This is a genomic window from Fibrobacter sp. UWB15 (genome assembly GCF_900177705.1).
In the GTDB taxonomy this organism is placed as follows: Bacteria; Fibrobacterota; Fibrobacteria; order Fibrobacterales; family Fibrobacteraceae; genus Fibrobacter.
This window is the reverse complement of record NZ_FXBA01000001.1, coordinates 142,123-153,893: the sequence shown is the minus strand read 5'-3', so window position 1 is coordinate 153,893 and position 11,771 is coordinate 142,123. Positions and strand designations below refer to the sequence as shown.

Here is an 11,771-nt window from a genome sequence, read left to right as displayed (position 1 = left end):
GGTTCAATAAAAAAATAGTGAACATAAGTTCACTACACAAAAAAAAAGATTCAACACTTGTCTTTCAACCTAGAACACGCTTTGTTGAAAGATTATCTATTTTGGGTGTGATGAATTAGTTAAAGACGGTCTTGGTTTGTTTGTTGTTTTTTTCAGTCTCAAGCTTTGCCGCAAAAACGTCAGAATCTGCATGGAGTGAATCCAGGTGCCGATTCTTTCTGCATACAGGCCTGCTAGATGGAGGACTCGGTTTGAAAGTCCGCTTGAGTCATGAAAATGGTGTGTACATGAGTCGCTCTTGCTAGATGTGCGCTACGCGTTATAGAAACAGTTTTTTTTCTGCGTTAGCGAAAAGTCAAGCTGGATTGAACGCTGTTATCGCTATTTTTCGAGCGGAGTGTCTTGAATTACCGTTTTCGCAAGGTCATCTACAACGTTTTCCCAGTCTCCCTTGGTCATCGCAAACTTGAAGCTCGATATTCCATAGCACAATCCATAGGCGAGAATCTTTTCTTCATCTGCCGAAACAATACTATATGTGCCATTCACCACTAACCAATGATTAGCGGTTGTTCCTGTCGCACTGTAATGTTTTTCCGTCTTACGTTTGAACTTGATTGGGTGTATACTAATAACTACACCGTGAAGACCGCTGATACGATCCAAATTCGGAATCGGAGTCTGTAAAAAAGTTTCTTTTCCAAATTCCAGTGGAACCAAATTAAAATTCTCATCGAGTTCGACCTTAACAGAAGGCTTTTTTTCGGTTCTTTTTTCAAGTGCCGTCGCAATTTCTGCGCTAAACCACTCTTCAAAATTTGATGTGTATTCCGGAAGGTCATCGGCCACATCGTCAGGATTTCCAACAAATGGTCTGCTCACAAGCACTGTGTATGAATCTGGAGCATTTTTCCATTCCGGGTCCACCATGGAATGTTTACCGGAACACCCCACAAGGAACAACACCGCAAATGCAAACGCTAGGCCCATTTGACGCATAAACTATTCCTCAATCAAATCCAAATATTTTTCATCATACATCGAGCGCGGTTTCGGAGTCCAAAAGCGAACTCCCACGCCGAAATTCAAGTGATACTGCGTAGCAAATTCTTGGGCGCTATGTCGATTGTCAGAAGTGAGTTCTTGGTAATAAAAGCCAGTCCACGCTGCTTGTGCCGAAAGAACCAAACTAATGCAATCCGTCAATTGGATAGCTTTACTATACTGCAAGCCGACCAAAGGTTCAAAATCAGAATCTTCCAAATACAGATATTTACCATGGGTGTCCACAGAATTCACTCCCAGGAACAAATCAATCGACCAACTTTTAAGAGTTCCGATAGATCCACCCAACATCACCAAAAATCCGTTTTCGGCAAAGGAATCATCAAATGTTGTCCCGGGAACCATATAGTATTGGTATTGCAGGAAAAATCTCCGGTATTGCCACTTCAGCCCCAAAGTATACATGGTAGAGACATCATACTCGTTATCAATAGAAATTGGACCATCCGTTTGAGGAAAACCAATCATGCCAAATAAACTTAACGCCATCCAAAGTTTTCTCTCTTTCAAGTCATTCGCAATACTTTGGGCCGTCTTCAAATCTTTTTCATGTTGTTTTCCAGCTTGTATACGGGAGCGTTCTGATTCATAATCAACGATGACTTGATTTACGAAATCACTATACTTGCTATCGGGATAACGGTTCAAGAAAGCCTTCTTATCGTTTTCAACTTTATCAAAAGAGCACTCGTAATGGAATGCAACTTGCTCACAACCATAATCGCCATACTTGTACCTAAGGTAATTCAAGTACAGCAACGCAACATCCTTGCTTTCTCTATCCACGGGCATGTCTTGAATAAGTTCGGAATAATCCCGATCCTTGAACAAATACTTTTCATCTTCCATGTCGAATTCATCAACGATTTTGGTTTCCGCTTCATAAGACTTCAACGAATCATAGTTGAGGATAATTCCAAAAAAGTATTCCGTGAATCCCAAATTCAGCATGTAGCCCGTAAATTCATCGAGCGACATTAAAGCCCCTTTGTCAAGGCTCTGTTCTGCGCAGTCACTCATACGGATAATTTCCTGAGAGAGTTCCCTAAAGCATGTCGCACGTTCATCTACACCAGACTCGCCCTCCCAAACCTTAAACCAAAGAACATGTACCGAATTAACAGAATAGGCGTTCACGCACTCGTTATATTTTTGAAGCAGTTTCCGTTTACCATTCGAAAGTTCATCATTGCTCATGCGACATTCGCCCTTTTGGGGTTCGATTTTGGGCTGAGCATTTTCGACAGCAACATCACTGTTACCAGAATGTTCGTAATAGAAACTTGCACCTGAAAAACCGTAAGCGAGCAAGAACAATATCAAGCATTTTTGAAGGATATTTTTCATACAGACCTTTTTAACATTATTTTCTAAAACAGCTTTTACATCCCTCTAAATCTGCTTATTCAGCCCAATGATTGCCGTTATAATTGCGGGCGGTATCGGCATCCATGCCAATCTGGCGCACCAGATCGTCCAAGCTCGGGAACTTCTGTTCAGGGCGCAAGTATGCCATCAAGTCGAGCACCATCGGGCGACCGTAAATGTCTTCACTAAAGTCGAGCAAGTAAGCTTCGATAGCCAAGCGCTGATTACCCGTAGAAGGTTGCGTGCCAATGTTTACGACTGCGCGGAAAGAACGTTCATCATGTGCACCATCCGCATCGACTCCACCCGGGAGGCGGGCGGTTGCCACATACACGCCGTGCTTGGGCAAGAACTTGTACTTTTCCACCTGCAAATTCGCGGTCGGGAATCCGATGGTATGCCCCAAGCGTTTGCCTTCGACAATCGTTCCAGACAAACGATACGGACGACCCAAATAAGTCTGCGCACGAGACACATCGCCATTCAGCAAGGCATTTCGCACAGCGGAAGAACTCACGCGTTCGCCCTTATGCAGCACAATCGAAAGCATGGCTGTCGAAAGTTCCGGGAAGGCAGCCGTAATAGTTTCGTAGTTGCCCTTGCCGCCGGCGCCAAAGCAATGGTCGTGGCCAAAGAACATGGAACAAACGCCGCGTTTTTCAATCAGCTCCTGACGAACAAAGACATCGAACGGGAGCTTCGCCACTTCGGGCGTAAACGGGAGCACCAAAAATTCAAGACCTAGACTTTCAATGAATTCGCGTTTTTCTTCGGTAGTCGTCAAAAGTAGCGGATCGCCGGGAGTGTGCAACACGTAATTGGAATGCGGTTCAAAGCTAATGACGGTAGGCGTCAAGCCGTTCACTTCGGCAACGGCCTTGAGCGTGCGGAAAAGCGCCTGGTGCCCCAGGTGGCATCCGTCAAAATTACCCATCGTCACAGCACGCTTCATTTTTCATCCTCACCCAAATAGAATTTCGGCTTGATTCGGCCCGGCTCATAAAAACACAGGCTCAAGACTTCGCCTTGCATGTTCGCGGCAAACACATGGCCATCAGGGCCTACGCCCTCGACTTTCTCTTTCCAAGGGAGCCAATTACCCTGGCGAATCACAGCTACCTGTTCCGGCGTCAGGCGCACCACCGGAAAATCGAGCACCGCATCGACCGGCAACAGGTTTTCACGGGTCAGGTTCTCGCCACGCACCGCCTTATCTAAAGTCACATTGCCGATGCGGTATCTGCGTATTTGCGATACGCAGGCGTAGGTCCCGAGCGCACGCCCGATATCGCGACCGAGAGCGCGAATGTAGGTTCCCTTGGAACATTCGCAAATCAAGTCGAAGGTCGCAAATTCCTTGCCGGAGCAGCCTTCCGTCACTTCGCCCTCGCCTATCACCTTGAGTTCGCTAATGCGAATCTTGCGGGGCTTTAGTTCAATGTTACGGCCACGCTCCATGAGGTCGCTTGCACGCACGCCGTTGATTTTTACGGCACAATACTTCGGCGGAATCTGCTCGATATCGCCCGAAAACTGCGGGAGAATCGCTTCGAGGGCTTCGCGAGAGATGGTCTTCGCCTCTCCTTGTTCCACCACTTCACCGTCCCATTCGAGGGTATCGGTTTCGTAACCCAAATGCAGTCTAAAGCTGTAGCACTTGTCCTTGGCTTCAATAAACGGGAGCAATCGCGTGCAGCGGCCAGTCGCCGCAATAATCAAGCCCGAGGCACGCAAATCCAGCGTGCCTGCGTGGCCTACTCGCTTCGTAGAAAAGACCCTTTTCAGTGGGAAAAGGGCCTTAAAAGAAGTTTCACCAGCAATCTTGTCCAAAAGAACGAAGCCGGAATTGCTCAATTACAAATCCCCTTTCTGCTTCAGTTCGGCCAGAATGCTTTCGATATGCATGGCGTGTTCCAGGTTTTCGTCCAGAACAAAGTTCAATTCGGGAATCTTCCTAATCTTGAGCGCCTTGCCCAAAACCGTACGGATGTACCCAGCGGAATTCTTGAGGCCAATCAGCGAGTCACGCTTTTCCTTGTCGGAACCCATCACCGACACCATCACCTTTGCGTAGCTCAGGTCATCGGTAATCGTCACGCGCGTAATGCTTGCGAGGCTGCTCACGCGAGGGTCCTTCAAGCCCTTCTGCAAGAGCTTGCCGATTTCCTCGCGGAACTGTTCGTCCAATCTGTCTGTTCTTCTACTCATTTATGCCTTCGGCATTTTGTAGGAAGCCGGAAGTAGGAAGTTAGAAGTTTTATAATCACAGCTTCGCTGTCAAACTAGCCCTTCCTACAGTCTACTTCCTACCGTCTACTTAACTTCCTCTTCCGCGGTCTTCTTCGCCTTTTCTTCGGCTTCTTCGCGGGCCACATCCTTCAGGGTACGGGCAACCTTGACTTCCTTGAAGAAGATCAAGCTATCGCCTTCCTTGATGTCTTCGTAACCCTTAAGGCCAATACCGCATTCAAAGCCACGAGCAACAGACTTGACGTCGTCCTTCATGCGCTTCAAGGACTGGACCACGGTCGTACCGAGTTCCACACCGTTACGGTACACGCGCACATGGCTCGTACGGTCGACTTCGCCGTCGGTAACCATACAGCCTGCGATGAGACCGATCTTCGGAATCTTGAACACCTGACGGATTTCGGCTTCGCCGGAGAGTTCTTCGCGCATAGTCGGCTTGAGGAGGCCTTCCACAGCGTTCGTGATATCTTCGATACAGTCGTAAATCACGCGGTAGTTGCGGATTTCGATGCCTTCCTTCTGGGCCATTTCGCGGATAGAAAGCGACGGCATCAAGTGGAAGGAAATAATGATTGCCTGTGCGGTCGTAGCCAAGAGGATATCGGATTCCGTAATGGTACCCACACCCTTGCGGATGATATTGACACGCACTTCCTTGTTGGTAAGCTTTTCGAGGCTTGCTGCAAGAGCTTCTGCAGAACCGCCCACGTCTGCCTTGACAATGAGGTTGAGCTCGGAGAGCTTACCTTCCTTACGATCGTTGAAGGTATCTTCCAAGGTCTTGACGTTACGGGAACGCAGGTCGCGTTCACGGGCAGCCATACGGCGCTTGGAGGCAATTTCACGTGCGGTCTTTTCGTCTTCGACCACAATCAGGTCGTCACCAGCCTGCGGAGTACCGTCAAAGCCGAGCACCTGACACGGAGCAGACGGAGGAGCTTCCTTCATCTGTTCGCCGCGTTCGTTAAACATGGCTCGCACACGACCGGCATAAATACCGCAAACGAACGGATCACCCACATGGAGCGTACCATTCTGCACGAGGATCGTGGCCATAGAACCCTTACCCACGTCGAGCTTGGATTCCACCACGGCACCGCGAGCATGAGCATCGGGGTTCGCCTTGAGTTCAAGTACTTCGGCTTCGAGGGCGAGCGTTTCCAGGAGGTCGTCCATGCCCTGGCCCGTACGTGCAGAAACTTCAATACAGCTGGTAGAACCACCCCACTGTTCCACTTCCACGCCGCGTTCAGCGAGCTGGGCGCGAATCTTGTCGGGGTTAGCGGTCGGCAAGTCGATTTTCGTGATTGCCACGACCATCGGCACCTTTTCGCGCTTGGCAAGTTCAATAGATTCAACCGTCTGCGGCATGACCATGGAGTCGGCAGCCACCACCAGCACGATCACATCGGTCACCTGAGAACCGCGAGCACGCATAGCACTGAACGCTTCGTGACCCGGAGTATCGAGGAAGGTCACCTTTCCCTGCTTGGTCGTGACTTCGTATGCACCGATGTGCTGCGTAATACCGCCCGATTCGCCAGACACCACGTGGGTCTTACGAATCCAGTCGAGCAAAGAAGTTTTACCGTGGTCAACGTGGCCCATCACCGTCACCACCGGGTGACGCGGCTTCAGGTTTTCAGAGGATTCTTCTTCCACGCCGAGCACTTCTTCTTCGTATTCTTCCATCAGCTGAGCTTCGTAACCGAATTCGTCGGCCAAAAGCTGGATGGTTTCAAAATCCAGGCGGGCGTTGATGGTCACCATCATGCCCATTTCCATGCACTTCGCAATCACGCGAGCCGGCATCTGGTCCATAAGGCCAGCGAGTTCGCCCACGGTAATAAAGTCCGAAGTCTTAAGGATTTTCTTTTCTTCGCCGGAATTATTGTCGTTATGTTCCTTGCGATAAACTTTCTTGACAGGCTTCTTGGAAAGGTCGGCCATCACGCGAGAAACGTTCTGGCGTACGGCTTCCTGCTGGAGTTCCTTCTGTTGCTCCATGCGGTCCTTGCCGTTATTGCGACGATTCTTGTCGTTGCCACCATGGCGGCCATTCTGCTGCTTGCCACCCTTGCCACCCTGATTCTGGCCACCAAAACCCTGGGCAGCATTGTTGGAAGCGTTAAAGGCGTCCTGCATCGAGTTGCCGGTAAAGCCACCCGTGCGACCCGTAAAGGTACGACCGCCGTTGTTGCCGCCATTGCCGTTACGGTTGTCATTGCGACGGTTGCCATTACGGTTGTCGCCATTGTTGTTCGAGAGGCGACCGAAGGTTCCTGTATAGCCCTGCTGGTTTCCACCGCCGTTGCGGTGACCGCCGCGGGAAGCCTGAGCCTGTTGCTGAGACTTCTTGATACGAGCGAGAATAGCTTCGTCCGGTTTGAACACCTGGGCCTTCATCGGAGGCTGTTTGAGTTCCATGCCCGGGGTCACCATGGCAGGCTTGGCAGCGACCGGTGCAGCAGCAGGTGCTGCAGGTGCTGCAGGTGCGGCAGGCTTTACAGCAGCCGGGGCTGCGGCGGGCTTCACCTCTGCGGGAGCCGGAGCGGCGGGAGCGGGCTTCGGTTCGACCTTGGGGGCTGCGGGCTTTTCAGCGGCAGCGACGGGAGCAGCGGGAGCCTTCGGAGCAGCAGGTGCTGCGGCGGGCTTCACCTCGGGAGCCTTAGCGGCTGCGGGAGCTTCAACAGGAGCCGGTGCAGGAGCTGCGGCGGGAGCAGCAACCGGTTCAGCCTTGGGGGCTGCGGGCTTCACGACTGCCGCCGGCTTTGCAGCAGGGGCAGCAGCGGGAGTGGCGGCCGGTTTTGCAGCCGGCTTTTTCGTCCTGATTAACTTGGCCTTCAACTTGCCGTCGCCAGTCGAAGAAGATTCCTTCTTCTTGTCGGAAGAGGCATTGGAAGTTTCGGCGGTAGACGCCTTTTTCAGGTTTTTACTGCGAGCTTCAGCCTTCTGGCGTTCAGCGTCAACAGCGGCTTCGATCTTTTCATATTCGGAGGCGTTCACCTTCGAAACCTGGGTCAAAACCTTGACACCGTTCTCGCGCAAAAGCTTGATCACGAGGTCACTCTTGACTCCGTGTTCCTTCGCCCAATCTACTGGTTTAATTTGTTCTTCATTAGCCATGAATAGCTTCCAATGTTCCTTTTTTAAAATTAGCGAGCAGCCTTACGGTTCTGGTTCAAATCGGCAGCGGACGGAGAGGTAATCTTAGCCTTGGTTTCGTCGTCCTTCTGGTTCCATTCGTTTTCACCGAACACATCGAGGTTGCGCTGCACAAGTTCTGCAGCAAGCTTTACGTTCTGGCCGTTCTTGCCAATTGCCAGAGCGAGGTTTTCATCACTGATAATCACTACCGTGCGGCGAGTATCGGGCACGTGAATCAGCTTGATTACGTTAGCCGGAGTAAGGGCACGGGTAATGAAGGTGTCCAGATCCGGGTTCCACTGAACGATGTCGATACGTTCGTTGCCGAGTTCGCGCACAATAGTCTGCACGCGGGCACCCTTCATACCGACGCAAGCGCCGACCGGGTCAATCTTTTCGTCACGGGAGTACACGGCAATCTTGGCGCGGAAACCCGGTTCACGGGCAACACCCTTGATTTCGACAGTACCTTCGTAAATTTCGGGAACTTCCTGACGGAAGAGTTCCTTGAGGAAGTCACCGTTAGCGCGGGACAGCACTACCTGGGCACCGTTCTTGGAAGATTCTTCCACGCGAGCGATAACGGCCTTGATGGAGTTACCCTGCGCCCAACGTTCGCGACGGATCTGTTCACGAGCCGGGATCATGGCTTCGGTCTGCTTGCCGAGCTTCACGATGATATTACTTTGTTCAAGACGGAGCACTTCGCCGCTCACCATGGTACCGATACGGCTGCGGTAGGTGTCCATGATCTTCTGGCGTTCGGCATCGCGGATCTGCTGGTTCAAGAGTTGCTTTGCAGTCTGAATGGCCTGGCGACCGAATGCAGAGATAGGAATTTCCATTTCGAGGAAGTCACCCGGCTGAGCGTCTTCATTGAAGTCGCGGGCTTCTTCGACCAGCATGTAACCCTTGTCGAGTTCTTCCACTTCAGAGGCGGTCATGTTCGGGTCGTAGTCCGGATAGTCATCCACAACGGCCACACGCAAGAACACATGGACTTCGTTGGTTTCTGTATCGAAATCCACATCGATCTTCTTTTCGATGTGCAAGTACTTGCGCGCTGCCGTCACCAAGGCTTCCTTCAACGCGTTGATGACAATGGAATCATCCATATCCTTGGCTTCGACCACTTCTTTCAGCACATCGAGCAAGTTGACTTTCGGTTCGTTCTTCATAAAATGACCTTCCTATTATATTTGTACATCCACTTTCGCTACAAGCACCTCGGAACGCGGCACAACGACATCGCCTGCGTTTCCCTTGAGGGTGAGCGTCAAATTTTCTTCGTCAGCAGCAACGAGTTTGCCCGTAACAGGCTTACCGGTACTGCGGGTCACCCGCAAAAAACGTCCGATATTGCGGGTAAAATCTGCAACCGACTTAAGGGGGCGGTCTAACCCCGGCGACGACACTTCCAAAGTGTAGGCACCTTCAATAATTTCGGGATCCAGATCCAAGGCATCGGACAAATGACGGCTCACGTTAGAGCAGTCGTCGATTGTCACCCCTTCGGGCTTGTCTATGTAAAGGCGCAGCGTTTTACGTTTGCCTGCGCGGAACATGTCCTGTTCCACCAATGTCACGCCGGCAGCTTCGCATGCCTGGGCAATCAATGTATCCAATTTCTGGGCTACCAAATAGACCTCGTATAATAAACGGCGTTCGCATACGGCCCCGAAATCTGCTCATTTAAGCCTAAATCGGGTCCACGAACGTCAAGACAGAACAAATAGAGAAAATTTTTTGCCCTTAGGCAACTGGATTTTCATGAAATGAGGGGAAAAAGGGGAAATGTGGGATGCGAGATTAATTTCTCATCACTCCCTACTGTCTACTGCCTACTGTCTACTGCCTACTATTCTATAATTGCTACATTTACTGCATGGCTTACGTACTTTTGATTCTCGCTTCTTTGGTCGGACTCGCCGGCTGTGCCTATTTTTTACGCAAGAACATTCTCGTGATTCGCGAAAAAAACAAGAACGAACCCAAGGCATACAAGCGTAAATTGAACTACGTTCTTACTGGCATCTGGTACGGCTACCTGACAATATTTTTCCTAGGCCTGACCATCAACAACATCGGAAACTGGTAAGCCCTATTTTTTAGCCTCAAGCCAGCGTTCGTACAAGAAGAGCGCAATCAAGTTCTTTCCATCGATAAACTCGTGGGCGGCTTCTTCGTAAGGGAGCACCACCGTTTTAATCCACTCGATTTCTTCGGTGTATTCCTGATCCTTGCCGTCCATGGCCTTGAGCTGTTCCGGCGTCACATCGCGTTCAATGGCATACAGACGAATGCGTTCATCTAAAAGCCCGCAGCTGGCGGCAAAGCCGTCACTCTTGCCCTTGTACCAAAAATCCATCAAATCAATCAGTTCAGAATCATCGGCCTTGATTTGCGCTTCTTCTTCGAGTTCACTCAAGGCAACCTTGCGGTAATCGCCCGTCCAGTCTAAAATTCCCGCCGGAATTTCGAGAGATGCCTGTTCGCTAATCGCAAATCGCGGCTGCTTTACCAGCAGCAAATACTTCTTGCCTTCACAGCGGAGTACCACCAGAACACCTACGGCGTTTCCGCGCACAAGCACGATTCCATGCACCGGGCGGCCATCCGGAAGTGTTGCCGTCGCGATAAGTTTAATGAATAGCGGCTGGCGGCCTTTACGCAAAAAATCCACCGACGAAAAGTGGACCTTGGTCACCACGAACTTTTCTTGAGATTTTTCGAGCCAATCCTTATAAATACGGGATTCAAGGATAATCGGGCGGTCAGCCTCGGCAATTTCAGGGGAATAGGTGTATTCTATCATTTTTCTTTCAAGGTGTCCGGAGCAACCGTAGCCTTTTTCCAAAGTTCAGACAAACTATCCAACACGGAAATACTGTCAGAGTCGGTTATCATCGATCCGCCTGACACATTGTAAACCATCCAATCCTTCTTTGAATTGGGGCCACAGAAAGATTCTTCCTTATCGGGTGTAAACACCTCGCGAATGACGCGCATGCGGTCACCGATGGTATAGTTGCTAATCGAGAAGGAACTATAGGCACCACATTCCGGAATCTTCTCGATATAGTAGGTATTGTAATGCCAAATGGTATCAGGGCGTTCCTGAACGGCCCCCAATTCCGTCGAATCGTTTTCCCACTTGGAATTAATACAGTACACCGAATCGGAATCGGCACAGGCGTAATGCACCGGCACCAGGTTTGTATCGTTAATATTCCAGCTGCGGGGGTAAATGGTATCGGCCACCGTTTCCTTACACATATCCACGCGATGCGTACACTTCGACTTCATGGTCCGCCAATAGAACGTGCGAGGCGTCAGAGAATCGAGAACGCGAAGGACCGTTGGAATAACCTTGCCGTCCTTTTTGTCTTTTGTACGCAAGGGGTAAGCGTGCGGATCCGCAAACGAGGAATCCAGATACATGTAGAACGTATCTTTCTTGAGACTTCCGCGGCGAAGAATAATGGAATCCAAAGCGGTATCGGCATCGTTTTTCACCTTGATGACGCCAACATCTTTCATCTGTTCGGACGAAAGCAACATTTTAAGAGTCGTATCGGGGCGGTAAAAAGGAGCGGCACAATCTTCGGCCGTTGCGCGAATAAGAAGCGTCGGTGCAATCCACAGCACAGAATCTTCCTTACTGTAGGTCAAATCTATGGTCTTCAGCGCACAATTCGAAAACGTATACATTTTACCCATGTCCAAATACAGTGTATCCTTGGACAAGTGAATCGTCTTACCAGAATCAAGACGCGCATACGCAAAGAAACCTTCGTCATTGTAAGAAAAATCGTCTTCGGATACTTTCAAGGGACCATCGGAACCTTTTTCGCAGCCCACAAAAAAAGCGACCGCAAACACGATCCACAGCAAACCTAAAATCATGTATTTAAAATGAAGACGGTTCATGAGACCAAAGG

General features: G+C 50.1%; 11 protein-coding genes. 1 reads left to right on the top strand and 10 read right to left on the bottom strand.

All coding sequences use genetic code 11. The annotated features are described in order from the left end of the window. Nucleotides 1-381 precede the first annotated feature (381 nt). The 8 genes from B9Y58_RS00655 to rimP all read right to left on the bottom strand — a co-directional run bounded on the left by B9Y58_RS00655 (nt 382) and on the right by rimP (nt 9,470). The gene (locus B9Y58_RS00655; protein WP_143154613.1) at nt 382-999 is read right to left on the bottom strand and encodes a hypothetical protein; all 618 of its coding nucleotides are present in this window, start codon (nt 997-999) and stop codon (nt 382-384) included. Between the two features lie 3 nt (nt 1,000-1,002). Next, the gene (locus B9Y58_RS00650; RefSeq protein ID WP_073053409.1) at nt 1,003-2,412 is read right to left on the bottom strand and encodes a hypothetical protein; all 1,410 of its coding nucleotides are present in this window, start codon (nt 2,410-2,412) and stop codon (nt 1,003-1,005) included. 55 nt (nt 2,413-2,467) lie between these two features. After that, on the bottom strand, nt 2,468-3,385 hold the full coding sequence (ribF, locus tag B9Y58_RS00645) for a riboflavin biosynthesis protein RibF (RefSeq protein WP_073053407.1): 918 nt from the start codon (nt 3,383-3,385) through the stop codon (nt 2,468-2,470). Next, a complete protein-coding gene (gene truB / locus B9Y58_RS00640; RefSeq protein ID WP_073053405.1) occupies nt 3,382-4,287 on the bottom strand; it encodes a tRNA pseudouridine(55) synthase TruB in 906 nt (301 codons plus the stop codon). The genes ribF and truB overlap by 4 nt, the downstream gene beginning before the upstream one ends. Next, nucleotides 4,288-4,641: a 30S ribosome-binding factor RbfA gene (gene rbfA / locus B9Y58_RS00635; protein WP_072976600.1), complete on the bottom strand. Its 354-nt coding sequence runs from the start codon at nt 4,639-4,641 to the stop codon at nt 4,288-4,290. Nucleotides 4,642-4,746: 105 nt separating this feature from the next. Further along, nucleotides 4,747-7,809 carry a translation initiation factor IF-2 gene (gene infB, locus B9Y58_RS00630; RefSeq protein WP_073053403.1) on the bottom strand — a complete coding sequence of 1,021 codons (3,063 nt, stop codon included), beginning with the start codon at nt 7,807-7,809 and terminating at the stop codon, nt 4,747-4,749. Nucleotides 7,810-7,838: 29 nt separating this feature from the next. Next, nucleotides 7,839-9,008, bottom strand: coding sequence for a transcription termination factor NusA (gene nusA, locus B9Y58_RS00625; protein ID WP_072800166.1), 1,170 nt, complete (start codon nt 9,006-9,008; stop codon nt 7,839-7,841). A 15-nt stretch (nt 9,009-9,023) separates the two neighbouring features. Next, complete coding sequence (gene rimP, locus B9Y58_RS00620) at nt 9,024-9,470, bottom strand: ribosome maturation factor RimP (RefSeq protein ID WP_073053401.1); 447 nt, start codon at nt 9,468-9,470, stop codon at nt 9,024-9,026. 245 nt (nt 9,471-9,715) lie between these two features. Between rimP and B9Y58_RS00615 the strand changes: the two genes are divergently transcribed. Beyond that, entirely contained in the window at nt 9,716-9,928 is a 213-nt protein-coding gene (locus B9Y58_RS00615) for a hypothetical protein (RefSeq protein ID WP_073053400.1), read from the top strand. A gap of 3 nt (nt 9,929-9,931) precedes the next feature. On the opposite strand, the gene B9Y58_RS00610 is transcribed toward B9Y58_RS00615, so the two are convergent. Further along, a complete protein-coding gene (locus B9Y58_RS00610; protein ID WP_073053398.1) occupies nt 9,932-10,645 on the bottom strand; it encodes an NUDIX domain-containing protein in 714 nt (237 codons plus the stop codon). Further along, entirely contained in the window at nt 10,642-11,760 is a 1,119-nt protein-coding gene (locus B9Y58_RS00605; RefSeq protein ID WP_233247789.1) for a hypothetical protein, read from the bottom strand. The genes B9Y58_RS00610 and B9Y58_RS00605 overlap by 4 nt, the downstream gene beginning before the upstream one ends. Nucleotides 11,761-11,771 lie beyond the last annotated feature (11 nt).

Coding starts and splice junctions, on each gene's coding strand:
- B9Y58_RS00610 (WP_073053398.1), bottom strand. CDS start 10,645: ATGATAGAATACACCTATTCCCCTGAAATTGCCGAGGCTGACCGCCCG.
- B9Y58_RS00650 (WP_073053409.1), bottom strand. CDS start 2,412: ATGAAAAATATCCTTCAAAAATGCTTGATATTGTTCTTGCTCGCTTAC.
- ribF (WP_073053407.1), bottom strand. CDS start 3,385: ATGAAGCGTGCTGTGACGATGGGTAATTTTGACGGATGCCACCTGGGG.
- B9Y58_RS00605 (WP_233247789.1), bottom strand. CDS start 11,760: ATGAACCGTCTTCATTTTAAATACATGATTTTAGGTTTGCTGTGGATC.
- infB (WP_073053403.1), bottom strand. CDS start 7,809: ATGGCTAATGAAGAACAAATTAAACCAGTAGATTGGGCGAAGGAACAC.
- nusA (WP_072800166.1), bottom strand. CDS start 9,008: ATGAAGAACGAACCGAAAGTCAACTTGCTCGATGTGCTGAAAGAAGTG.
- B9Y58_RS00655 (WP_143154613.1), bottom strand. CDS start 999: ATGCGTCAAATGGGCCTAGCGTTTGCATTTGCGGTGTTGTTCCTTGTG.
- rbfA (WP_072976600.1), bottom strand. CDS start 4,641: ATGAGTAGAAGAACAGACAGATTGGACGAACAGTTCCGCGAGGAAATC.
- B9Y58_RS00615 (WP_073053400.1), top strand. CDS start 9,716: ATGGCTTACGTACTTTTGATTCTCGCTTCTTTGGTCGGACTCGCCGGC.